Genomic DNA, 24,034 nt, shown 5'->3' on the forward strand with positions numbered 1-24,034 from the left:
CCATTAACTACTTTTTTCCTGGCCTGGTTTTCGGCGATTTCAATTTGCCGGGTTTACTGGCTGGCGCGCTGTTTTTCTCTGTTGCGCTTTTCCCGCTTTCCGCTGCCTTTACCGCGACCGGATAAAGTTTAGCTTCCGCGCTTTCGCTTTGCGGCGCAGGCTGGGGTTCTGCTTCAATTGTTTTAACGCGCTCAGTTTGCACCAGCGCTTCGTTCTGTGGCTCAGGCTGGGGTTCTGCCTCGATAATTTTAGCGCTTTCACTTTGCAGAGCGGGCCGCGACGACTGCCGCAGCAGGGTTTCCAGCCCTTCCGCCGTCCTGGCGATCACTTTAAAAGCGTAAACTTTTCCCATACGGCGAACCGCCGCTACGGCCGCATCCACGGCCGCGTTGACGGCGCCGACTTCACCTGTCAGCGTCACCAGCATCAGGCCGCCGCCGTTGGTTTTTTCACAGCCCGTTAGTTCGACATTCGCCGACTTCAGCGCGGCGTCGGCGGCCTCTACGGCAGCGGCCAGCCCGACCGTTTCAATCAGTCCCAGGCTCTTTCCGGACATCGCTTTCTCCTGCTTTTGGCATCATAATTCTGCCGATTCTATCGGGCGGCAAGGCCAGGCAAGGTAAACTATCTTGCCCGCTACCGGGATTATTTTGCCTTTATGCCCTGGTCTGCGGCGCGGCCTGCAGGCGACGGTAATCCGACGGCGACAGGCCCGTCTCTTTTTTAAAGATGCGGCAAAAATAGTTGGCGTCCTGCCAGCTAAGTTCCAGCGCCAGCGCATTGATATTGAGATCGCTGAACCGCAGCAGCGCGCAGGCGAAACGAATTTTCCGGCTGGTGATGTAGCTGGCGAACCCGGTTCCCACGCTTTTTTTAAACATGCGGCTCAGATAGCAGGCGCTGACGAAGGCTTTACTGGCGATAGCATCCAGCGTGACGTTGCCCGTGATATTTCTTTCAATATGAAATTTCGCCCGGGCGATAAAATCCATCGGGCAGTTTTTTTGCGCGGCATCGAAAATTTCCTGGCTGGCGTACAGCGTAGCCTGCAGTAGCCGCCAGTAGAGCGCCGTAGTAAAGCCGAAGTGGGTTATCTGCAACGCCAGCGCGCTGAGTTTTTCCCGGCTGGCCTGCCTGAGCGCGGGCTGCTGTTGCAGCAAGGTCAGCAGCAGAATGGCCTGACTGTCGCTAACCTGGGCAAGGAAACCCAGCAGAAAATCATGCCACTGTGCATAGTCACAGGCGGCAAGCAGGGTGTTTATCTGCTGCCTGAGCGCGCTGGCCTCTGCTACGGCAGCCCGATCGGCGCTCGGCGCGGGATGAAGCTTGTCGATAATAGTGCCTTTTTTTATCGGCTTCAGCAGATAATCCTCTACCTGCAAATGCAGCATGCTGCGCACCATATCAAAATCGTCGTTGGCGCTGGTGACGATCACGCGCGCCTCGCTGTTTTTGCTTCTGAGATAGCGGATAACCTCTCTGCCGTCCGGCCTGGGAATATTTAAATCCACGAAAAGCAGATCGATATGGTTAAGCTGATCGATCAGCTGGATCGCTTTCCTGCCCGTGGAGGCTTCATAAATCTGCGCCTTGTCCAGGCTGGCGGCAATGATGCGATGCAGGCTCTCGGCTTCCACCGGCTCGTCTTCGACAATCACCACGGTAGGCATAGTGCGCTCCAGCATCAGGAATGAGGGGTTAAAGGAAATTGCAGCGTGACGGTGGTGCCCATCATCGGCTGATGGGCACTGGAAATCGCCAGCCTGCCGCCTGCACCGAACATTAACTGCAGGCGCTGCATAATATTGATAATGCCGATGCCGCCTTTTTTATTATTTTGCTGGCCGGACAAAATGCGTTTGATATCTTCCTGAGCGATGCCGTCGCCGTTATCGCTGACTTCAATAATGATATCTTCGCCATTATCAGCAGCGTGGATGCGCAGCACGCTTAACACATCACGCGGCTCCACCACATAATTAAAGAAGTTTTCCACCAGCGGTTGCAGCATCAGAAAAGGACAGGGCACGTCGAGATAGTGCGGCGGGATCTCGCAGCTATACTCAAAGCGATCGCGCATGCGTACCTTCTGCACGGCCATATAACTGTTGACGTAACCGATCTCCTGTCCCAGCGTAATGGCGGCGTGATTATTTTTTCGCAGCAGATAGCGCATCATGTCGGAAAAATCATGCACCATCGCCTCTGTACGCTGCGCCTCTTCCAGGTAGGCCAGCCGTCCTATGGTATTCAGCACGTTAAACAGAAAGTGTGGATTCAATTGATAGCTGAGCGCTTTAAACTCGGCCTCGTGCAGCAGTTTTTCCGTTTCGACTCTTTTGCGCAGCTCCTGCGTTAGCTGCTGCTCTTTTTTATGCAGCTCGCGCTGCATAACGTTGGCCCAGGCCTGTTCCACCAGGCAGCTGGCCAGATGCAGTAGCGTATCTGCCATTAGCGCAAAACGCTGATAGGGCAAGACTGGCATCGCGTTATGCAGAGCCTGAAGCTGCGGCGCGAGTTCCTGCGGCGGCGAGATCGATAAAATGAAAGGAATGGCCTGCTCTTTTTCGGCTTCAACCTTTACCTGACCGGAAATAAAAGCGCCCAGATAGCGGTCGTTAATGGTGATGGGAACGGCAAATTCTACAAAGCCGCAGCAGCAGCGATAGACCACGGGTTTGCGCGCCTGCATAGCCGCATGGCCGCCAGCGCTATCGCAGGCGTAGCAGCGCTTTGCCTGGCAGGGATCCTGACGGTAGCGCGCGCAGAACTCGGAAAAGCCGCTGGGGCGGGTAACCGGCACGCCTGCCGCATCCACCACCACCAGCGCCAGCCCCATCACCTGGCTCAGGCGATCCTGCAGCGTCTGTAGTCTTTTTGTATCGAGAAACTCGGAAATCCTGTAGTCGGCCTCCATGCCGCATCCCTCGCTAAAATCGTGCCAGGGCGCAGTGTAGCGGGAATGCGGCGGCTGAAGAGTGAACGGCCTCACAGCTACGCATTTCTCTCATGCAGGCTTGCAGAGCTCGTTCTTAACCTCTTTTCACGCAGCCGAACACCTGATATCGCGTAGGCAGGGCGCTACCGCTCTGCGCGCCGTAGGAATTATGGGCGGCACTACAGCTTAAGGATGGCTGGACTTTAATAAACGATTGAGGCTGTTGATGGATGAAATCTATAAGACATCAGGGAGGTGGACGACGGAACTTTAAAAAATAGTTTTTATGGCAACCAGGCTATAAAGCCGAACCTCGCAGAGTGTGATAGCTTGCGTCCGGAATCTTATGAATGTTAATTTTTTTCATATGAGCCTTTCAGCATAGAAATAAAAGCGTCACGGACGGCATCCTGCTGTATTGGATTCCAGATGATACCTACATCCCAACTAACATAGGGCCCCTGAAGCGGAATTGTTTCAACTTCGTCAGGCGCTATATGTATTGCGCTTTCCGGCACGAGCGCCACGCCCATGTCAGCAGCAACCAGAGCCATAAGCGTATGAAGATCTCGTGCATACTGTTGGATTTGAGGCTGAATATTATGAAAGGCCAGAAAGCGGTCGATTTGCCTGTTAAGGCCGGGGCCTCTCTCGCGGGTTAGCCCCAAAAAAGGTAATTTCGCCAACAACGAATATTCGGAACACTGCTCGATTTTATCCTCAATTATACGACGGTTTAGACGATTTACCGCCAGCGTCAGCGATTCCGTACGCAGTTTTAAGCCGCTAAGCGGTGGGGCTACCGGCAGACTCATAAATGCCAGCTGGAGCTGCCCATTCAATAATTTTTCCTTCTGTATAGAAGAGGGCATGTCGTCCAGGGAAATGTTTACTTGCGGATGCACGTGATGAAAGTTAGTGACCAGTTCCGGCGCTATTTTAATGCCGGCAACGCCAAAGCCTATAGCCAGACTGCCAGCTTTTCCTTTGGATAAATCACTGGCAAGCTGCTGCAGATCTGCGATCGTGGCTACTACAGCTTTAGCCTTTTCCAGTAGTTGTTCTCCAGCAGGCGTAAGCGAAGCTCCATGCCGACCGCGAGTAAATAGCTGTAACGCCAGCTCGCTCTCCAGCAGCTGGATTTTTTTTGTTAAAGCAGGCTGCGTTATGTGAATTTTACAGGCGGCTTCACGATAATTTTGAGTATCGGCAAGAGCAATAAATGCTTGTAACGACCGGCTTTCCATTTCATTCCTTTTGGTTATTAAAAGCAAATAATTTTTAATTATATTTTCACAAGAATATCTATTTTAATAGTAATTTCACTCCAATATGTGAATCGTGACCAAAAATATTGGTGGCTGGTAAAAGGGGAAGGGTATGAATAAACATCATTTTGTGTTTCTGGTAAAAAAAGAGACTGTTGTACCACAATCGTTAGATGAAACGGGCGCTGGAGAAATTATCCGGACGCTTTTGTTACAAAACTTTAGTGTTTCCCATTTACATGTTATGGCGGAGAGTAACAAAGTAGCGTTAGAGAACTTTAAGAGAATGAATAAGTTATATGCTGGAGCTAAGGAGGTAGTCATATACTGATATTAGGGATAACTAATAATGACACGGCGGGAGCCTGTCTGGTGAAAAATGGCAATATTATCGCTGCTGTTCATGAAGAGCGATTTACACGCATCAAAGCACATAAGGTATGGCCGCAACAGTCTATTGACTATGTCCTTCATTTTGCGGGTAAGACATTAAAGGATATCGATACTATAGCTTATGGATGGAAAGCAGGTTTTAACGAGGATTACTGCCTCAATCTTTATGTCGAAAGGATTATTAATGAATGTGTTAATAATTCTCATAATATTGATATTTTAAAAACAGAATTGCAGATGAGCTGATAAATGATAAGGAAAAAAGAAAAGAATTCGATGACTTCCTTATCAAACATGATATGGCAGAGAAATCTCTATATATTGATCATCATGATACTCATGCCTGGGGGGCCTGGCTTACTTCGGGATTTGAACAAGCTCTGGTTGTTACCTGTGATGGCAGAGGGGATTTTTTATCATTAACTATTCGCTATATCGATAATGGCAACGAGACGCTACTGCAAAGAGAAACAACTATTGATAGTCTGGGCTATTTTTATGGAAGAATAACACATCTACTGGGATTTAAAGCCAACAGGCATGAGGGAAAAGTGACAGGTTTATCTGCTCACGGTGATCCAAACAAGGCGCTGCCATTGATGAAAGAAATGATTGATGTAAAAAATAACAGGCTGGTTGCTAATTGTGGCGATCTATATATGCCTTATTATGAATCTTATTCGGAAAAACTGATTGCATTAGTCAATAGCTATGCGCCTGAAGATATTGCTGCCGCCGCGCAGAAACATATTGAAAATATACTGTGCGAACTCCTTGTGCCGTGGCTGGGAAAATACAATGTAAAAAATATTTGTCTTGCAGGCGGCATATTCGGTAACGTTCGACTTAATCAGGTTATCAGAGAGCTGCCTGGCATTAAAGCGCTTTTTGTTCTTCCTTGCATGGGGGACGAAGGATTACCTCTTGCCGCTGCGGTTACGGCAAGTTGGAAGAAAGAGGGTAAAAGATGTTTGCTGGAAACAATGTCGTTAGGTCCATCTTTTGAAAATGATAAGATACATAGATTTTTAGTTGAGCAATCCGATCTGGATACGACTGAACCGGATAATGTTCAGAAAGAAATCATTCATTTATTAAGGGAAGATAAAATAATAGCCTTCTTTAGGGGAAGAATGGAATTTGGCCCACGAGCATTATGCAATAGAAGTATTATTTACCATGCTCATGATAAAACTCTTAATATATGGCTTAATAAAATGCTCAAAAGGACTGAGTTTATGCCTTTTGCGCCAGTAACTTCTGAAAATCTCGCGGCGGTATGCTTTGAAGATTGGCCGGAAAAGAGGAATATGTCAGAGTTTATGACAATGACATGGCGATGTAAAAAAAGTTTAGTGCCGCAATGTCCAGCCGTGGTCCACGTTGACAGAACAGCAAGGCCGCAGGTTATAAGGAAAGAAAGAGATCCCTTTATGTATGGGTTAATAAATAAATGGTATGAATTAACTGGTCAGCCTTGTCTTGTTAATACATCATTTAATCGCCATGAAGAACCTATTATACATACGCCAGACGAAGCGCTGTCTGTACTACGAGAAGGCATTGTCGGGGCTATAGTTTTCAACGACAGGTATATTGTTACAAGGAAGCATTAATGAAAGGAAACGATGTTAAAATTATCAGTGCGATACTTTTTGATCTTGATGGTGTGATCATCGATTCTAATGCAGTTATCACAAATGCCTGGGTTGTTACAGCAATGGAATATGGTTATCAACTTGATAAAGAGGATATAGATAAATATATTATAGGCGCCTCCGCCACGTACACTCTCGACCATCTCTTTGCAAAAGAAACGGAACGGACGCGTACAGAAATTCATCATAAGGTAGATAAAAGAGAAGAGCAGGCCAGCTACGTTTTAATTAAAGGGGTTCGTGATTTAATTGTTACTATTGCAAGGCATAAAATAAAAATGGGCCTGGTGACCAGTAGCTGGCCAGCTAAAATAGCTAATGTTATTCATCAGCACGATCTTGACTATTTTTCCACTATCGTTTCAAGAAATGATGTGGTGAATGGAAAGCCGAACAGCGAGCCTTATATTCTTGCTATGCGGAACCTTTGCGTTGAACCCGGGCAAACCTTAGTGTTTGAAGATTCCATCAATGGGATTCGTTCGGCGACAGACGCCGGAGCGCTATGTATTTCAGTCAATAATCCAGCAAGCAATATACCTGATATTAATGATTTTACCTGCGTTAAGGTCAGTGACAGGCCGCAATATCCTTTTTATTCCAGCTCTTATGGTATAGAAATCATGCCTGCATAAAAAGGCAGGCACCTTTTAGAATTTACGTCTGTTTCGGGTTTTGTGGAGCATTACCTGCTTTTATATAACAGTACCAGTGTTGGATTTATCAGGCCGCCAGAGCTGCGACAGGGTTAAGCCTCCCGTCTGCCCAGCCAGCGCTCTTTCAATAGCGTGCCGAATACCCCTGCATCCAGCAGCGGCGAAGGCGGTAAAAAGTTTGCCTGGCCCAGCGACTGCATCGTCGCCACCAGCGGGTTATCGTAGCCCAGCGCATAGTCCGCCAGCAGCGAACCGGCGATGGTTTGCTTAGAAACGCCCGCGCCGTTGCAGCCGCTGGCGGCATAAACGTTGCGGCTTAGCTCGCCCCAAATCGGCGCGCCGTTGCGGGTAACGCTGATGGTGCCCGACCAGCTGTGAGTTAGCCCGACGTCCTTAAGCTGCGGATAAATTTTATTGAAGGTGGTTTTGTGCAGGCGGGTCGCGGCATAAGTTTGCGCGGCGGTTACGCGGCCATGCAGCGCAGGAGTAACGTGCTGGCGGATTAAAATGCGGCGATCGGCGGTGTAGCGCAGCGTGGCGCCAGCAATAGCGTTAACAGGTGTTACGCCCCAGCTACTCATTTGCGGCAGCCGCTGAAGCTGTTCATCGCTTAGCGGCGCGGTCAGGCTGGCAAAGGTCGCTATCGCCGCCTGTTTGCTGATGCCCGGCGCAAGCTGCGGGGAAAGGGCGGCCGTAGCGAGCATGATCCGGGGCGCGGAAAGCGTGCCGAAGGGCGTAATAACGCGATTCATCTTGCCGTAGTGGATAGCCATCGCTGGCGTATTGTCATACAGAATAACGTTTTCCGGCAGCGTCGCCGCCAGGCCGGTTACCAGGCTGGCCGGATTAAGCAGCACTGCGCCAGGCGTATAAATACCTTTATGATAAAAGTGCGTACCGAGCCGCTGCGACAGCGCCTCGCGATCGAGCGTTTCATAAGGCTCATTCATCAGGTCAAGATTGTCGCGATACTCCTGTAATACGCTTTCGCTGCGCGCATCCGCCTGGCAGTGATATTTCCCGGCCTTTTCCCACTCGCAGGCAATACCCCGATCCGTCACGATCTTTTCCAGCTCCACGATCCCGGCCTGAAGCAAAGATCGATAATCCTGCGCTTTTTGCAGCTCCGCCGTCGAGCTGCCGATATTGTGCGGCAGGCCGATAGCGAAACCGGAATTGCGCGCGGAAGAGCTTTCCGCCGCGCTGGTGGCGTCAATCACCACGATTTTTAACTCCGGATTCAGGCTTGCCAGCCGACGGGCGAAAGCCAGACCGGCAAAGCCCGCGCCGATAACTGCCCAGTCAGCCTGGCAGTCACCGCGCAGCGTGGGATAAACGGCAGGCGTTTCGCGCAGCCAGCCGTTTTGATTCTGGTTAAAAGGTATTGAGGCATATTTCATCATTATCTTCCCTGACTTTTAGGCTGGCGAAACAGCAAGAGTAACACCGCATTCGGCAGTGTTTTTTTGTCGTGCATCAAATCACGCGCTGCCGTCCGGTTTTTCTGAAACAGGGAATAATTTTTGCCAGTGGCGCGCCGCAAGCGCAAGGAAGTGGGGAAGGCATGCAGGCGCGGCGGCCTGCATGCTGCTGCATCAATAAATTTTGCGGTAAAGATCGGCGATATCCGCCAGCGTTGCCTCTCTTGGATTGCCGCCGGTGCAGACATCGTCCAGCGCGGCCTGCGCCAGCGCCGGAATATCCTCTTCTTTCATGCCCACATCGCGCAGGCGGGCAGGAATGCCGACATCAACAGAAAGCTGTTTAACCGCTTCCACCGCGGCCTCTCTCGCTTCGCTCAGGCTCATGCTGCACACTTTTTTCACGCCCATCGCGCGGGCGATATCGCGATATTTTTCGCCAGTGAAATCGGCGTTCCACGCCATCACGTGCGGCAGAATAATGGCGTTGGCGACGCCGTGCGGCACGTTATAGAACGCGCCCAGCGGATGCGCCATGCCGTGTACCAGGCCAAGACCTACGTTGGAGAAGCCCATACCGGCTACGTATTGCCCCAGCGCCATATCTTCCACGCCCTGTTTGTCGCCGGCTACGGAAGCGCGCAGCGAGCGGTTGATAATCTGAATAGCCTTGAGGTGCAGTGCATCGGTAAGCTCCCACGCGCCTTTAGTGGTGAAGCCTTCAATGGCATGCGTCAGCGCATCGATCCCCGTGGCGGCCTTGAGTGAAGGCGGCATGCTTGCCATCATCTCTGCATCGATAATCGCCACTACCGGGATATCGTGCGGATCGATGCAGACAAATTTACGGCGATTTTCCTCATCGGTAATAACGTAGTTGATGGTGACTTCTGCCGCTGTACCCGCCGTGGTAGGAATAGCGATAATCGGCACGCAGGGATTTTTAGTATTAGCGAAGCCTTCCAGGCTGCGGACATCGGCGAACTCGGGATTATTAATGATAATGCCGATGGCTTTGGCTGTATCCTGCGGCGAGCCGCCGCCGATGGCGATAAGATAATCCGCCTGCGCGGCTTTAAACGCTGCCACGCCGTTAGTGATAACGGCGATAGTAGGATTTGGCACCACCTCGTCATAAATGACATACGGCAGATGATGTTTGTCCAGCAGCGCGGTCACCTTATCGATCACGCCCGCCTGAAGCAGCGTTTTATCGGTGACCAGCAGCGCTTTCTTCAGGTTGCGCTGGCTGACTTCATGGACAATTTGCGAGATAGCGCCGGGGCCGAACCAGGAGGTTTCGTTCAGGATCATTCGTTGTAGCATTATCTTCTCCAGCTGTTTCAATTTTTTTGAAATCACAAAGGTTATCGTCACTGCCTGGAAATATGCGTTTCAACGTCAGGGCGGGTATTGATTAAGATCAGGTCGGGGCAACTCTGCGCGGTAAAGCGCTGCCTGTTCAGGGAGTTATATTCTTCGGTAAATTTGTTAAGCTGGCGCACTTTCCTTTGGCCTGAGGTTGCCTCCATGCTACGTATCTTTCTTGCCGGTTCGCTGGCGATTTTCTCTATGGCTGCCGCGGCTGACGCGGAACATCCGGAAATAGACTGCGCTAAAATCAAAAATTATGCCGCCGCTGGCGATAAAGCTTATAAAGCGAAGCAGTATGAGAAAGCGCGCGACAGCTATACCGAGCAGGTTGGCTGGAGTGAAACTTGCCAGTTGCCGGATAGCGTGATCGCTACGGCCTATAACAACGTCGCGCTGACCTGGATCCGTCAGGGAGAGTACCTCAAAGCTAAGGCCTGGCTGCTGATTGACGAGAAAGATGCCAAATCCCAATATAATTTGGCGTTAATTAAAGAAAAAATTGCCGCGTTGCCGCAGCCTGCTTCGCCCATTGGCGAATATTGGGAGTATGCCGGCAGAGGAATGTGGAGCAGCTACGTTATTTCTGCCGCAGGCAAAGAATATAAGGTAAATTTTGACGGCGTCTGGGCCGGGCTGGCGGCGATGTATTACGGCCCTAATATCGGCAGCCTGGAAGGAAAGGCCGCGATCCTTAATGGTCAGGGCGTACTGCGGCAGCGCGACGGTGACGACGAATGGGGTAACTGTGATGTGAAGCTGAGCTTTACCCCAATGAGTCTGGCAACCAGCGTAACCGGCGATTGCGCTTTCGGTCATAATGTCTCTGCCGCCGGTCACTACGTCCGGGTTAAATAAGCGCGGTCGCCTGTCGCGCCTCTTTTCAGAGCTTATTCCGGCTTTTCTTAAAGCTTGCCAGAAGCATTTCTTTTACTCTTCTCCACCAGCTTGCCTCTTTCTGGGGAGAAACCAGGACATTGTTATTCTTCTGGCGGGCTTCTCGCGGTACGCGCGGCGTTCGTGGTTCCCGGGGCTTGCGTGGCTCTCTGGGCGTTCTGGGTTCGCGCGGCTCGCGCGGTTCCAGGTTTTCCCTGGGCGTGCGCGGCTTTCGTGGCGTGCGTGGTTTTTTCTTCTCTTCCTGCCCGATAATTTCCTGCATAAAATTCCTTTTGATAACGCTGTTCAACAGGCGCGACCGGGTTGGCCGCGCCACGTGAAATTATTCGCTTTCCATAATAGAGGCGGCCAGCTGCGCGCTGTCCGGCGTATTGCCGATCAGTTCAGTCAGCAAATTATTTACGCCATCGCTCATGGCGGTAAAGTGCGTTTCCGGCGAGCGCGTCACCACGATAAACACGCCTACGCTATAGCGTGGCACCATCGCCATATAGGTAATAAAGCCGCCGCCGCCGCCGGTTTTTTGAATGATGCCGGGACGACCGCCCTGCGGCGCCATATAAACCCAGCCCATGCCTAACGCGGAAGCTTTGCCGGGCACGTCCATGCCATCTACTTTGCTTAGCTGATCGCGCTGATAAATCATCGTCTGGATGCGATCGGCCTGAGGCGAACGCGCCTGTAAATCGGAAGAAAGGAACTGCTGCATCCAGCGGCCCATATCGTCGGGCGTGGAGTAAATGCCGCCGCTGCCGATAGCGGCCAGCGTATTGGTACAGGGGCTGGCGCCTTTTTCCGCTACCATCAGGCGCGAACACTGTTCAGGCGAAGGCGTAAAAGTCGTGTCTTTCATCCCCAAAGGACGGGTGATTTCACGTTGCAACAGAGCCTGATAAGAGGTGCCAGCGGCGCGGGAAAGCGCATCGCCCAGCAAATCAAAAGCCAGATTAGAGTAGGCCGCCTGAGTGCCCGGCGCGGCTTTAAGCTGCGCATTTCTGAGCCAGCTCCAGCGCTGGCTGGTGGTCGGCCAGACAAACACCGGGCGATGAGGTTTGCCGCCAGGCTGCTCACGGGGCAGACCGCTGGTGTGCGTAGCCAGGTTAATTAACCGAATAGTTTGGCCAGCATAGGCTGGCACCACGCTCCCTGGCGGCGCATATTTACTTAAAGGATCGTCAAGGCGCACCACGCCTTTTTCCGCCAGCTTTACCAGCAGTTCGCTGGTCATCAGCTTGGTTAGCGAAGCGATGCGGATAATAGAATCTTTCTGCGGCCTGACGCTGCTGCCGGGACGCACCGAGCCCAGGCTGGCGAAAACGCGCTGGTTGGCGTCAATCGCCACCATCGCCATCCCGGTCGCTTTGGTGTTGTAGTAAATATTCTGCGCATAGCGATCGACAATCTGCGAGGCCAGCAAAGGATCGGGAGAAGTTTTTGCGGCCAGCGCACCGAGAGGAAGCAGGGCGCAAAGCGCCAGCAGGCGAAAAGGTTTCAACGTGCATATATCCATCGGGAGCGGAAAAGTGTCCTTATACTAATCTTTTTCCTAAAGGGGACAAAAGAGCGGCGGCCTCTTTTTTTGGCCGCCGCTGGCCGTCAGGCGGCGTTGTGATTGACTTTAAAAATGCCGATGGCGCGCGAAAGCTGTTCCGCCTGCTCCTGCAGCGACTGTGCAGCAGCGGCCGATTCATTTACCAGCGCCGCGTTCTGTTGCGTGACCTGATCCATCTGGGTAATCGCCATATTGATCTCGTCGATGCCGGTGCTTTGTTCGTGGCTGGCGATAGAGATCTCGCCCATGATTTCCGTCACGCTTTTCACGCTGGCCAGCACTTCTTCCATTGTGCTGCCCGCTCTGGCGACCTGCTTGCCGCCTTCTTCTACTTTGTTGACTGAATCCTCAATCAGCTGCGCAATTTCTTTGGCGGCAGAAGCTGAGCGCTGTGCCAGGTTACGAACTTCTGAGGCGACCACGGCGAAGCCGCGACCCTGCTCGCCAGCGCGCGCGGCTTCTACAGCGGCGTTCAGCGCCAGGATGTTGGTCTGGAAAGCAATACCGTCGATCACGCTGATAATATCGACGATTTTTTTCGACGAAGAGTTGATAACTTCCATGGTGCTGACCACCTGATTAACCGCGGATCCGCTCTGAACGGCCACTTTCGAGGCCAGCGCCGCCAGCTCATTAGCCTGACGGGCATTATCAGCGTTTTGTTTCACGGTAGAAGTCATCTGCTCCATCGCAGAGGCGGTTTCTTCCAGCGAGCTGGCCTGCTGCTCGGTGCGGGAAGAGAGATCCATATTGCCCAGCGAAATTTCGCCTGACGCGGTAGCGATTAGCTCGGTGCCCGAACGCACTTCGGTCACGATGCGCAGCAGGTTTTCGTTCATTTTCTTCAGCGCCTGCATCAGCTGGCCCGTTTCGTCAGTTGAATTCACCCGGATCGCCGTGCGCAGATCGCCCGCCGCCACGTTTTCAGCAATCTGCACCGCTTCACGCAGTGGCATAACGATAGAGCGAGTCAGGAAATAGCCCAGCACTACGGCGAGCAGCGCGGCCAGCGTGGAGAAAATCAACGTAATACGGGTGGCGAAAGCGCTGTCGGCAACGGCATTGGCGCCTTCAGCCTGCAACTGCCCGGACTGGGAATCGGCGAAACGCTTCACGATATCTAAGTAAGCGGTTTGCGAAGGTGTCATCTTAAACAGCGCATACTCGGCAGCCGCTTCCTGATTACCTGTTTTTACCAGCGCAAGCAGCTCGCTTTTCGCCGCTTCAAACTGCTGCGCGGCCTCTTTAACCGCCTGAATTTTCTTTTGGCCTACTTCAGTGGTTTGCAGTTTAGCGATTTGCTCAATGGTTTGATTGGTATTTTGCGTGACTTTGTCCAGCTGGCCGTAGCGCTTCTGATTTTTCTCCGGATGCGTCGTCTCAATCACCATGCCGCGCAGGTACTTAATCTGCTCGTTGACGCCATCGCGCACGTCAAAAGCCAGCCGGACTTTGATATAGCGGTCATTAACAATACGATCGACCGCGCCGTTGATACTGCCGATTTTTACGATGGCCGTAACGCTGACCACAATCAGCAGCAGTATGACCAGGGCAAAGGCTGCGCCAAGCCGCACGCCGACTTTCATATTTTTTACAGATGTCATCCGGTTTTTCCTTGCTGTTTAAAAAAGAGCCTTAAGTTGATAACTGGCGTTACTAAGGCTGTTAAATCGGCAGCGGGGATAAAAACTTGACCGGATTCTGAGCGTAATCGCGCCTGCTGCATGCGCGAAAAAGAAAAAAGCAGGCGCGAGGGTCGGGAAAAAGCATGTTTATGGCACGGGCTGAATTTTCAGGCTGATCAGGCCAATGCCTAACTGACGGGCGGTAAAACCGGCGACGGCGCCTTCGGCAGTGGTTTCCGGCGCGGGCGGTCTGATCTCAAGTTTTCGCGCCCGACCAGGGTTAGCGAGACGGATGCTGAGCGTGCTGTCATTATTGCCCAGCCGGAAAGCCTGTTCGCTATTGCCGATTTTCACCGTAAAGGGGCGCTGGCTGTTGGCGCCGAACGCGCGGGCGGTCAGCACCAGATCGAAAGTTTCCGGCAGCGGCTCCAGATACTCGATGTTGACGGCAGGCATAAGGCTGGCATCCGACCAGCGACCGCCCCAGGGCTCAACATAAGAAAGCCCTGTTACTTTCAGCACCTGCTCAGGCAGGCCGGGCAGGGCAAAAAGAATGGCGTCAGAAGCATATTTCAGATCCTCGTCGGCGATACGCAACCGGGTCACGCTGCGCTGATAGCGCTCCTCGCTTTGCCTGTCGACCTGGCGGAAGCTGACGCGGCCCTGAGAGACGCCAGGTTTTATCTCCTGAATAGTCGGCGGCGAATTTAGCGTGCCGTCCGCCACGCACAGCTGCCGGCTCAGCGCCAGCTTCTCGTTCCAGACGCTACCCATTTTAAAGCAGCTATCGATCCAGACGAACTTCTCGTCCGGCGCGAAATCCGCCAGCTGCTGCTTCAGCGGCGGTGCCAGATAAACATCAAACTTCGGCTCGATTTTATTGGGCTTAACGGCAAGCAGCAGCGGCAGCTTAAAATGCACACCGGCGAAGCTAAAAGTATTTTTCACCGTATCGATTTGATAATCGGCGATGGCTTTCGGGAAATTCCACAGCTTGATGACATCCGGCTTCCACTCGTTAATCTTTTCTTTGATATTCAAATAGGTCGCGGCCAAAGAAGTCGAGGAGAGGCTGCTGCGGCCCAGGCCGATAAAGTTATCGCCGCCCAGCGCGTCCAGCACGGTGGCGCCGTTATCCAGCGTGCTGCGCTTAACCGGAATCACTTTGCTGCTGTTATCATCGCCACGCAGCATAAAAAAGAGATCGCTGCGGTCATGCTGATTCAGGTATTTCCAGGCTGTATTGTTCATCGCCAGATGATCGGAGCTGACTACGATAACAGTGTTTTTAAACCACGGCGTGGCGCGGATACGTTCAATCAGGCGGGCAATATGTTCCTGGCTACAGGCCACGGCGGCGAAAGATTTATTCTGTTTGCCTTCCCATAAATAGCTTTTGCGCTGGCAGCTGCGGGAGATAAAACCGTCGGGATGGTGCGTATCTACCGTCAGGGCAAAAAGCGAAAAAGGATGGCCCTGCTGCGCCAGCTCGACATATTTATCGAACACTTGATCCAGCACGGTATCGTCATACCAGCCCCAGTCGTTACGATAGCCCGGATCCTTCACCACGCTTTTCAGCTCGTCGAAACCGTACAAATGGTCGAAACCGTGCGAGGACAAAAACAGATCTTTGCCAGCGAAACTCAGGCTGGCGCCCTGATAAAAATAGTTCTGATAACCGGCGGCCTTCAGGATATCGCCCAGGCAAACATTTTGCGGATAAAAAGTCGAAAGCGAACTGGAGGCATTGCCGTCGAAAGGCGCGAATAGCGGAATGCCGCACTGCGAGGCGACCATACCGGCAATGGTATATTCGGTGCCGGGAAGCTGCTGGGTATTGCTGAAATCCAGCGAGTTCGCTTTGATCGCGCTGAGTTCCGGCGCAAGATTGGGGAAAGCTTCGTTGAAGTAGGTGCGTTCCAGGCTTTCCGCATAGATATAAACCAGATTAGGTTTAGCGCCACGTATCTGCGTGCCGGGCACTTTATAGTGGCTGTAAAAATCGGAATCGCCTTTACCCAACTGAGATTTAATCAGGCTGCTTACCTGCTGATAAGCGGGCGTAGTCTTAACAGATGCCAGCGCCAGCAAGATAGCCAGCAGGCTATACAGCCCGCTGCCGCTACGTTTTCTGCCGCGGCGCAGCAGCCAGGCAAGCAGAGCGAATACTAAAAATAGCGCCAGCATCAGGCCGATGGCTGGCAGGAGATATTTACCGATCCCTGCGCCGCTCAGGCTATTGGTGAGGGTATAGATAACCGCATCGTTAATGCCTTCGCCGGTAAAATAATTACTCGCCAGCAGCGAAGCATTCAGCACGATATAAACGCCCAGCAGCAGCAGAATAACGGTAAAGCCCAGCTTATTTTTACCGGCTTTCCAGCTATACAGCGCGGCCGAGGCCGCAAACAGCAGCAGCGAAAGTGATTCCGATCCCATTATTTTTATTTTCTCCGAAAAATGCCGTCCATGTCGCTATTGATCACAAATCTGTCGCGAATCGATCAATTTAACGTAGCCAATTTATGCTGGCAATAAGATAACCGCGTGGCGTTATCAGCATCATCAGGTTTTGTTTAAGCTTCGTTTAACTAAGGCGTCGCGCCAGAAATTAATGCGCGGCTGAAAGCCGCAATAGAGTGGGTAAAAGTAAATTAATTAAGGTTACGCGCTTTGCTGCCGACAATCTTTCTGAGTCAGGCAAGGCAACAGCAGCGCGGACGCGGCAAAAAGCAGGGCGATTCAGAAGGATCGTGGAAATAAAACTGCATTGCATTTACTTAACACAAATAAAACAAATACATATAAGAAAATTTACAAAAGCCGTTTTTGATCCTTGCGTTTGCCCGGTTCCTGCCTATAATCGCGCGAAAAATCGGCTTTGTGTGACTTTTTTCGTTCTCACTTTTTTGGCAATGCTTTACAGGGCTACATAATGTTAACAAAAATGCGCGTGTTAAGTCAGGCTGTTGGCCTGGCGCTGGTCGTAGGCGGGGCATCTTTTGCCGCGCACGCTGAAGTGACTCTGATCAAACAAAATCCGCAGGCAGGCGATCCACTGAGCCGCCTGAATTTCACCGTTGGCGGCAGTATTCGTCCCCAGTTCAATAACCTGACCGGCGACGATGGCAAAAATGCCTATAAGCGTAACGGCTTTGACGGCGGTACCCGCTTCCGTTTCCTGGCGGACTACTACCTGTTTGATGACGTGAGCTGGGTAGGCTATTACGAGCTGGGCGTAAACATTCCTGCGGTATTCGACTGGGATAACCATTATGCGGATAAAGCGCATGATACCAGCCGTCGTATGCTCTACACCGGTTTCCAGAGCAAAACCTGGGGTAAACTGACTTTCGGTCAGCAAAACAGCGTTTATTACGATGTGGTCGGCGCGAAAACCGATATCTGGGATTACGATATGCTGGCGCAGGCGCCGGGCAACGGCATCGCTGGCGACTACGACGGTTCTTACCGTTCGCGCAAGATGCTGAAGTATAAGAATACTTTTGGTAACGCCGATGTGCTGGCATCCTACCTGTTTGCCGACAATGAATATCTGCCGGGCAACGGTCTGCGCTACAAGCGTCAGGGCGGCGGATCGCTGGGCGTGGATTACCATCTGAGCAAAGAGCTGACCTGGGGCGCGGCCTGGAACTATACCCGCGCCGATATGCGTAACCCGGGCACCGGCGACGATAAAACCTGGAACCAGAACATTTACGGCACTTCCCTGAGCTGGAAGCCGGACAACTGGACCTTCACTTTTGGCGGCGGTTATTACCAGAATTACCTGCTGAGCACCAAAAAGAACGTGCATAACTACTTTGCCGGCGACGCATGGGGTATCGAATACCTGGCGGGCTACACCGTTCCGGTCGGCAACTATGGCCTGAAAACCTTTATGCCTTACGTAATGGGCGATCGTCTGGAATATGTTAACGATCGCGACTACCAGCGTATCGATAACGGTGTAGGTATCACCTTCCAGCTCGACTACGGTTTCCGCGTTGATTACGAGCATGTGTTCACGTCAAGCAGCAATAACCTCGGCGATATGAATCTGGTGCGTCTGCGCTACGACTTCTAATTCCGACAATCCCCGGCTGCGGCCGGGGATTTTTCAGCCACTACGCCAGCACTTTCTTTAAAGCTCGCCCGTCATATACTGCGCCACGCCGTTGCCAAAGCTCCAGTCGCCTTTGCTGTTAGTGATAAAGCTAATCATGACGTCGCTACCCAAAATGCCGCAGCTCTCTTTTAGCTCCCGGCACAGCTCCGCCATAAAAAATTGCTTCTGCTCGTCGCTGCGCGGGCTGGTAAACACCCGCACCATCACCAGATTATCGGTACGCGTTAGACCCAGGCCGGTATCCTCAAATACCATTTGGTAAGACTTATTTTCGTGAACAATCTGATAGCGATCGCGCGCAGGGACTTTAAACGCGGCAAGAACAGCGCGGTGCGCGGCATCCAGCAACGTTTTTAGCTCAGATTCCGAACGGCCCTGAATAACGTCAAATTGCAGTAATGGCATAGTTTTCCCCTTAATTCATGCTGTTATCTGGGTGATGCGACATGGCTCACAGGGTTAACTTTAGGCGGATTAACCCGACGGAAAAAGCGCTATAGTTGAAATAATTATTTACTATAGTGAACAATAGCCATGGATATAAAAACCGATGCGTTATGGATCCACCTGCACTGGCTAACGGTTCTGGCGGAGCAGGGCAGCTTTACCCGCGCGGCGGAAAGGCTTGAGGTCAGCAAGGCTGCCATGAGCCAAAAAATCAAGGAGCTGGAACAGCAGGCGGGCGTGCCGCTGGTTACCAGAACTACCCGGACTCTGCGTTTGACCAGCGCGGGCGCAAAACTGGTCGAAGAGCTGCGTTTGCCCTTCGCGCAAATAGAGCAGAGCTTTTTTAGCGTACGTGATTCTGCCGGGCCGCTGCGCGGACTGATTCGCGTAACCGCGCCGGTGGCTTTTGCCCGGCAGCAGCTGGTACCGCATATTACTGCCTTTCTGCGTGCGCATCCTCAGGTTCGCGTGCAGCTGGAAGTTTCCGACCGGCTGGTTTCGCTGGCCAGCGAAGGTTTCGATCTCGCCATTCGTCACAGCGATACGCTGCCGGATACCCATGTAGCGCTGCCGCTGTGCGCTACACGCGCGCTGGTGGTGGCATCGCCAGCCTATTTAAAAGAATACGGGGAACCTGAAACACCGCAGGCGTTAAGCGAGCACCATTGTCTTTACTACCCGCGCGGAACAGAGACGCCGCAATGGACTTTTTCCGAAGAGACCGGTGGCGAGAAAGCGGTAGTAAACGTTAGCGGCCCATTCGCTACAAACAATAGCGAGTCGATAAGAGACGCCGCGCTTGAGGGATTAGGCATCGCGCTGTTGCCCGACTTTAGCGCACAGGCTGCGCTGGCCGCTGGTCGGCTTGTTGAAGTGCTGCCGCGCTGGCGGGCTGTGGGCGCTTTTGCGGAAAATCTCTATGTTGTACGCCCCTGGGCTGCGCAAGTACCGCGTGCTGTTAGCGAATTTACCCACTGGCTGCGTAACGCCTTCGATCGGCAGAAGAGCGATCCTGCTCGCAAATAAAACATAAATTCTGAATTTATATTTTATAGAATAAATAAATTATTTAGGCTGGCTGGCAATCATCCCTGAAGGAGTTAGCTATGTCTGCCATACCCAGCCTGGAAACTTTACTGCAGCAGGAACAAACAATCCGGCTGATACAGTTCAGCTTTGACGATGCATGGCGCATAGGCGAGGCGATCCGCCGTCGCGCCGTAGAGGAAAAAGCGCCAATAGCGATTGAAGTCTACGCCTTTGGCCAGGTGTTGTTTACCTGCGCATTATCTGGTTCCAGCGCCGAAAACCTGGAGTGGATAGCCCGCAAGCGCAATACCACTTTACGTAATGGGCACGCTTCGCTCTACACCGGCGAGGTCAATCAGGCAGCGGGCATCAGAATGGAGGCAATGAACTATATGGATCCGCAACGCTATACCGATCACGGCGGCAGTTTTCCACTATTGCTGAGCGGCGGCGGTATTATCGGCGCGGTAACCGTTAGCGGCCTGCCTTCTCATGAAGATCATGCTTTGGCAATATGGGGTATCCAGCAGATTTTGTAACTTATTCATCGCTGGCGCCCTGGCGTCGTGCGCTACCTTTAAGGAAACTAACCCGTTAAAAGGAGCGCGCCGTGAAGCCGGAAAAACGCTATGGCCTGATTGCCGTTGATAAGCAGGGCAGCAATGTCCTGTTCTTAAATCCCGAAACTTTTGCCGTAGAACAAGAGCTGAATGCTTTTCCTCCTCGCCCACACGAACTGCTGATCCTGCCGGAACAACATAAAGCCTACGTACCTATTTTTGGCGACGGCATTCACGGCGACAATCCGCATCCGGGCCATAAGATCGCGGTAATCGATCTGCGACATCGGCAGCTAAGCGGCTTTATTGATATCAGTCCGCTTGAGTCGCCTCATACCTGCCGTCTGGGGCATGATGGCTACGTTTATCAGTGCTGCGAAAACAGTGCTATGATCCTGGCGATCGATCCCGTAACGGACAGGATCGTCAGTAAAATTCCCGTGCCCTCGCATAATACGCATCGACTGACGATCCTTCCTGCCGGTAATAAACTCTTTACCGATAATGAAGAGGATGCTTCGGTAACGGTAGTGGCGCTATCCGCAGGGGAAGGAAAAGTTATTGACAATATCACTGTCCCTGGCGCTATCAGCGGCATCGCCGCTTCACCCTTTCAACCCTTTGTTGTTGTTACGGACGGCGAAAAACCGCAGATTCATATTCTGGATGGCAATACTCATCGCTTAACTAAAACGCTGCCGCTGGCAGGACATCAGAGATCCGCGCAGCTGGTTCGCTTCAGCGATGACGGTTCTTTACTGGTGGTGATTGGTGATGAAGAACCTGTTATCAGCCTGTTTGACGGCCAGCTAAATCCTCTAGGCCAGGTAAAAGTAGGCAATAAGCCGATGGATGGCTGCTTCAGCCCCGATAATAAAACCTTGCTGATAGCCAATGAAGCTGACGGGACGCTAAGCGTGATCGATACCGCAAAGCTTAGGGTTACGGCTACGCCATCGGCGGGAAGAGGCTGCGAAGTGCTGAGCTATTTTGTTATTCCCTGACACTCTGGAGAAAAAGTATGGAAACTGAGGAGCACGGTATTAGCGATATCCTTGCGCCAGATCTGAAAGTGGTTTTTTGCGGTATTAACCCCGGAAAATCTTCTGCGCATACCGGCTTTCATTTCGCCCATCCGGGCAACCGCTTCTGGAAAACCATCTGGCAGGCTGGCTTTACCAGGCAACAGTTAAAACCCGAGCAGGAGAGGGCGCTGCTGGAGACGCGCTGCGGGATCACTATGCTGGTGGAAAGACCCACGCGCGAAGCCACAGAGCTTTCAGCCAGCGAACTGCGTGACGGCGGCAGGCTGCTGGCTGATAAAATACTTCGCTATCAGCCTGAAGCTTTGGCGGTGCTGGGAAAGCAGGCATACAGACAGGCGTTTGGCATCAATAAGGTCGCCTGGGGCAGGCAGCCGCAAAAGCTGGGCGAAACGGAAATTTGGGTGCTGCCTAATCCCAGCGGATTGAACCGGGCTTCGCAGGAGGAGCTGACAGCGGCCTACGCAGCATTAAATTCGGCGCTGATCGCACGCGCAGGCTGACATTTACACCGCTGTTGCAGAAAAATCAGATCCAGCACGAACAACAGTAATTTGTGCCAGCGACGCAGGAGGAAGCGCGCTACACTGCGCGACGGGTGCTCAGGATCTTTTTATCCTGGGTGGCCGGGATAAAAAGAGAAAAGCCCCACCCGACGTAAGTCAAAGTGAGGCTACTCTCCACTCCCAACAAAGTGAAGGTAGCCTTTTACCCGCTGAAAAGCAATGGAAAAGGAGGCCAGTGATGGCACAAAAAATGTTCGCACTCTGTTTAATAGTGGTCTGCATAACGGTAGTAACTCTTATCTGGCTCACACGCGGTTCGCTTTGCGAGCTGCAAGTTAAGCAGGGCGGTACAGAGGTTGTAGCCAGCTTAGCCTGCGAATCTGCACGGTAAGGGCAACCCGCTGGCGGACAGGAAGTTCGCCAGCGCATTGTGGGAGGGATCCATGAGCACCCTTCTTCAGGCATAAAAAAGCCCCGGCCGGAGCCAGGGCTTTTTACGCAGGCTGGATTAGTCGTCCAGGAAGCTGCGCAGCACTTCAGAGCGGCTTGGATGGCGCAGCTTGCGCAGCGCTTTGGCTTCGATCTGGCGGATACGCTCACGGGTAACGTCGAACTGTTTACCCACTTCTTCCAGCGTATGGTCGGTATTCATATCAATACCGAAACGCATGCGCAGCACTTTCGCTTCACGTGCCGTCAGGCCAGCCAGCACATCATGCGTTGCTGAGCGCAGGCTTTCCGAGGTAGCGGAATCCAGCGGCAGCTCCAGCGTGGTATCCTCGATAAAATCGCCCAGATGCGAATCTTCATCGTCACCAATTGGCGTTTCCATAGAGATAGGCTCTTTGGCGATCTTCAGCACCTTACGGATTTTATCTTCCGGCATCAGCATGCGCTCGGCCAGCTCTTCCGGCGTCGGTTCGCGGCCCATCTCCTGCAGCATCTGGCGGGAAATACGGTTGAGCTTGTTAATAGTCTCAATCATATGCACCGGAATACGAATGGTGCGCGCCTGGTCTGCGATAGAGCGGGTGATAGCCTGACGGATCCACCAGGTGGCATAAGTAGAGAACTTATAGCCACGGCGATATTCAAACTTATCAACGGCTTTCATCAGACCGATGTTGCCTTCCTGGATCAGATCGAGGAACTGCAGGCCGCGGTTGGTGTACTTCTTGGCGATAGAGATAACCAGACGCAGGTTAGCCTCAACCATCTCTTTCTTGGCGCGGCGCGCTTTCGCTTCGCCGATAGACATGCGACGGTTGATATCTTTAACCTGCTCAATGGTCAGGCCGGTCTCTTCTTCGATCTGCGCCAGCTTCATCAGGCTGCGCTGTACGTCTTCCGCCACATCCTTAAGCTTCTCGGACCAGGGCTTGTTCATCGCCAGCGCGGCGTTGAACCAGGTCTCGCTGGTTTCGTTACCGGTAAATAGCGTGATGAAGTTCTTTTTCGGCATCTTACAGATTTCAACACAGAGCTTCATGATGAGGCGTTCCTGAGTACGGACGCGATCCATCATGGTACGCATGTTGTTCACCAGGTAGTCGAACTGCTTCGGCACCAGGCGGAACTGTTTAAAGACGTCGGACAGATTCTGGATTTCGCTGATGGCATCGGCATGGCTGCGGCCCTTGGCCTTGATCACCGTACGCGTTTTCTCGTACTGCGTGCGCAGTTCGGTAAACTTCTCGCGCGCCAGCTCCGGGTCGATGCTGTTATCGTCGTCCGCGCTATCGTCGTCAGATTCTTCATCTTCGTCTTCGTCGTCGTCGCGCTCTTCTTCAGAAAGTTCAGACCCTACGTGCGTAGCCGTAGGCGCCATCTCTTCTTCCGCGTTCGGATCGACAAAACCGGTGATCATATCGGAAAGGCGTGCTTCGCCTGCTTCGACGCGATCGTACTGCTCCAGCAGATAGGTGATAGCTTCTGGATATTCAGCAACGGAACACTGCACCTGATTGATGCCGTCCTCGATACGCTTGGCGATGTCGATTTCGCCCTCGCGCGTCAGCAGTTCCACGGTGCCCATTTCGCGCATGTACATACGTACCGGATCGGTGGTACGCCCGATTTCCGATTCCACGCTGGAGAGCACCTGAGCAGCCGCTTCGGCAGCATCTTCGTCCGTATCGCTGCTGTTTTCGTTCAGCATCAGATCGTCGGCATCAGGCGCTTCTTCCACAACCTGGATGCCCATGTCGTTGATCATCTGGATGATGTCTTCGATCTGATCGGAGTCGACGATATCTTCCGGCAGATGGTCATTGACCTCGGCATAGGTCAGATAGCCTTGCTCCTTACCACGGGTGACAAGCAGCTTCAGCTGTGACTGCGGGTTTTGCTCCATAAGACGGTATCCACACTTCTGTTAAATTAGATTGGTGTTGGTCGGCTAAGTTTAAGCAGCCAACAATAACAGTGAGGGCGTTGGATTATTGCCGCTGCCCGTCGTGGCGGCTGCCAGGCTCAACCTGGCGGATAATCGGCACTTAAGCCGCGGATATGCTGTTTACGCCGGCCGCGCGCTAC

Annotated in this window: 23 protein-coding genes; 11 read left to right on the plus strand and 12 right to left on the minus strand. The window is 52.4% G+C overall.

Annotated features, from left to right (window positions below; genetic code table 11):
- Positions 1 to 7: 7 nt before the first annotated feature.
- From ACETPC_RS07155 to ACETPC_RS07170, 4 genes are all read right to left on the minus strand, one after another.
- Complete coding sequence (locus ACETPC_RS07155) at positions 8 to 556, minus strand: BMC domain-containing protein (protein WP_380180029.1); 549 nt, start codon at positions 554 to 556, stop codon at positions 8 to 10.
- Between the two features lie 100 nt (positions 557 to 656).
- Positions 657 to 1,670, minus strand: coding sequence for a response regulator (locus ACETPC_RS07160; RefSeq protein WP_380180031.1), 1,014 nt, complete (start codon positions 1,668 to 1,670; stop codon positions 657 to 659).
- Positions 1,671 to 1,684: 14 nt separating this feature from the next.
- On the minus strand, positions 1,685 to 2,917 hold the full coding sequence (locus ACETPC_RS07165; RefSeq protein ID WP_380180396.1) for a PocR ligand-binding domain-containing protein: 1,233 nt from the start codon (positions 2,915 to 2,917) through the stop codon (positions 1,685 to 1,687).
- Between the two features lie 374 nt (positions 2,918 to 3,291).
- A complete protein-coding gene (locus tag ACETPC_RS07170) occupies positions 3,292 to 4,185 on the minus strand; it encodes a LysR family transcriptional regulator (protein ID WP_380180033.1) in 894 nt (297 codons plus the stop codon).
- Positions 4,186 to 4,318: 133 nt separating this feature from the next.
- Here ACETPC_RS07170 and ACETPC_RS07175 point away from each other — a divergent pair, with 133 nt between their 5' ends.
- From ACETPC_RS07175 to ACETPC_RS07190, 4 genes are read left to right on the plus strand one after another with little or no spacing between them, the layout of a single operon-like run.
- The gene (locus ACETPC_RS07175) at positions 4,319 to 4,537 is read left to right on the plus strand and encodes a hypothetical protein (protein WP_380180035.1); all 219 of its coding nucleotides are present in this window, start codon (positions 4,319 to 4,321) and stop codon (positions 4,535 to 4,537) included.
- A gap of 41 nt (positions 4,538 to 4,578) precedes the next feature.
- Entirely contained in the window at positions 4,579 to 4,845 is a 267-nt protein-coding gene (locus tag ACETPC_RS07180) for a carbamoyltransferase N-terminal domain-containing protein (RefSeq protein ID WP_380180037.1), read from the plus strand.
- Positions 4,846 to 4,898: 53 nt separating this feature from the next.
- Positions 4,899 to 6,215, plus strand: a complete 1,317-nt coding sequence (locus tag ACETPC_RS07185) for a carbamoyltransferase C-terminal domain-containing protein (protein WP_380180039.1) — start codon at positions 4,899 to 4,901, stop codon at positions 6,213 to 6,215.
- On the plus strand, positions 6,215 to 6,892 hold the full coding sequence (locus ACETPC_RS07190; protein WP_380180041.1) for an HAD family hydrolase: 678 nt from the start codon (positions 6,215 to 6,217) through the stop codon (positions 6,890 to 6,892). Before ACETPC_RS07185 ends, ACETPC_RS07190 begins: the two co-directional genes overlap by 1 nt.
- A 113-nt stretch (positions 6,893 to 7,005) precedes the next feature.
- Here the strand turns inward: ACETPC_RS07190 and ACETPC_RS07195 are convergent, their stop codons facing one another.
- Together ACETPC_RS07195 and fucO are read right to left on the minus strand one after the other, a co-directional pair.
- Positions 7,006 to 8,313 (minus strand): NAD(P)/FAD-dependent oxidoreductase, encoded by a 1,308-nt coding sequence (locus tag ACETPC_RS07195; protein ID WP_380180397.1) that lies wholly within the window; start codon positions 8,311 to 8,313, stop codon positions 7,006 to 7,008.
- A gap of 195 nt (positions 8,314 to 8,508) precedes the next feature.
- The gene (fucO, locus tag ACETPC_RS07200; protein ID WP_380180043.1) at positions 8,509 to 9,660 is read right to left on the minus strand and encodes a lactaldehyde reductase; all 1,152 of its coding nucleotides are present in this window, start codon (positions 9,658 to 9,660) and stop codon (positions 8,509 to 8,511) included.
- Positions 9,661 to 9,864: 204 nt separating this feature from the next.
- Here fucO and ACETPC_RS07205 point away from each other — a divergent pair, with 204 nt between their 5' ends.
- Positions 9,865 to 10,563 (plus strand): tetratricopeptide repeat protein, encoded by a 699-nt coding sequence (locus ACETPC_RS07205; protein ID WP_380180045.1) that lies wholly within the window; start codon positions 9,865 to 9,867, stop codon positions 10,561 to 10,563.
- Positions 10,564 to 10,588: 25 nt separating this feature from the next.
- Here ACETPC_RS07205 and ACETPC_RS07210 read toward each other — a convergent pair whose 3' ends face one another.
- The 4 genes from ACETPC_RS07210 to opgB all read right to left on the minus strand — a co-directional run bounded on the left by ACETPC_RS07210 (position 10,589) and on the right by opgB (position 16,224).
- Entirely contained in the window at positions 10,589 to 10,864 is a 276-nt protein-coding gene (locus ACETPC_RS07210) for a hypothetical protein (RefSeq protein ID WP_380180047.1), read from the minus strand.
- Positions 10,865 to 10,924: 60 nt separating this feature from the next.
- Positions 10,925 to 12,112 (minus strand): D-alanyl-D-alanine-carboxypeptidase/endopeptidase AmpH, encoded by a 1,188-nt coding sequence (gene ampH, locus ACETPC_RS07215; protein WP_380180049.1) that lies wholly within the window; start codon positions 12,110 to 12,112, stop codon positions 10,925 to 10,927.
- 86 nt (positions 12,113 to 12,198) lie between these two features.
- On the minus strand, positions 12,199 to 13,761 hold the full coding sequence (locus tag ACETPC_RS07220) for a methyl-accepting chemotaxis protein (RefSeq protein ID WP_380180051.1): 1,563 nt from the start codon (positions 13,759 to 13,761) through the stop codon (positions 12,199 to 12,201).
- Positions 13,762 to 13,929: 168 nt separating this feature from the next.
- Positions 13,930 to 16,224, minus strand: coding sequence for a phosphatidylglycerol--membrane-oligosaccharide glycerophosphotransferase (opgB, locus tag ACETPC_RS07225; protein ID WP_380180053.1), 2,295 nt, complete (start codon positions 16,222 to 16,224; stop codon positions 13,930 to 13,932).
- Positions 16,225 to 16,720: 496 nt separating this feature from the next.
- Between opgB and ACETPC_RS07230 the strand changes: the two genes are divergently transcribed.
- A complete protein-coding gene (locus tag ACETPC_RS07230) occupies positions 16,721 to 17,872 on the plus strand; it encodes a porin (RefSeq protein ID WP_380180055.1) in 1,152 nt (383 codons plus the stop codon).
- 57 nt (positions 17,873 to 17,929) lie between these two features.
- On the opposite strand, the gene ACETPC_RS07235 is transcribed toward ACETPC_RS07230, so the two are convergent.
- Entirely contained in the window at positions 17,930 to 18,319 is a 390-nt protein-coding gene (locus ACETPC_RS07235; protein WP_380180057.1) for a tautomerase family protein, read from the minus strand.
- Positions 18,320 to 18,448: 129 nt separating this feature from the next.
- Here ACETPC_RS07235 and ACETPC_RS07240 point away from each other — a divergent pair, with 129 nt between their 5' ends.
- The 5 genes from ACETPC_RS07240 (at position 18,449) to ACETPC_RS07260 (ending at position 21,890) form a co-directional block, all read left to right on the plus strand.
- Positions 18,449 to 19,387: a LysR substrate-binding domain-containing protein gene (locus tag ACETPC_RS07240; RefSeq protein ID WP_380180059.1), complete on the plus strand. Its 939-nt coding sequence runs from the start codon at positions 18,449 to 18,451 to the stop codon at positions 19,385 to 19,387.
- Between the two features lie 80 nt (positions 19,388 to 19,467).
- Positions 19,468 to 19,929, plus strand: a complete 462-nt coding sequence (locus ACETPC_RS07245) for a heme-degrading domain-containing protein (protein ID WP_380180061.1) — start codon at positions 19,468 to 19,470, stop codon at positions 19,927 to 19,929.
- Between the two features lie 71 nt (positions 19,930 to 20,000).
- A complete protein-coding gene (locus tag ACETPC_RS07250) occupies positions 20,001 to 20,954 on the plus strand; it encodes a YncE family protein (RefSeq protein WP_380180062.1) in 954 nt (317 codons plus the stop codon).
- 17 nt (positions 20,955 to 20,971) lie between these two features.
- A complete protein-coding gene (mug, locus tag ACETPC_RS07255; RefSeq protein WP_380180064.1) occupies positions 20,972 to 21,496 on the plus strand; it encodes a G/U mismatch-specific DNA glycosylase in 525 nt (174 codons plus the stop codon).
- Positions 21,497 to 21,749: 253 nt separating this feature from the next.
- A complete protein-coding gene (locus ACETPC_RS07260) occupies positions 21,750 to 21,890 on the plus strand; it encodes a Hok/Gef family protein (RefSeq protein ID WP_380180398.1) in 141 nt (46 codons plus the stop codon).
- A gap of 117 nt (positions 21,891 to 22,007) precedes the next feature.
- Here ACETPC_RS07260 and rpoD read toward each other — a convergent pair whose 3' ends face one another.
- Complete coding sequence (gene rpoD / locus ACETPC_RS07265; protein WP_380180065.1) at positions 22,008 to 23,852, minus strand: RNA polymerase sigma factor RpoD; 1,845 nt, start codon at positions 23,850 to 23,852, stop codon at positions 22,008 to 22,010.
- Positions 23,853 to 24,034 lie beyond the last annotated feature (182 nt).

Origin of the sequence: Pantoea sp. sgz302252 (genome assembly GCF_042610525.1) — a bacterium.
GTDB lineage: Bacteria > Pseudomonadota > Gammaproteobacteria > Enterobacterales > Enterobacteriaceae > Erwinia.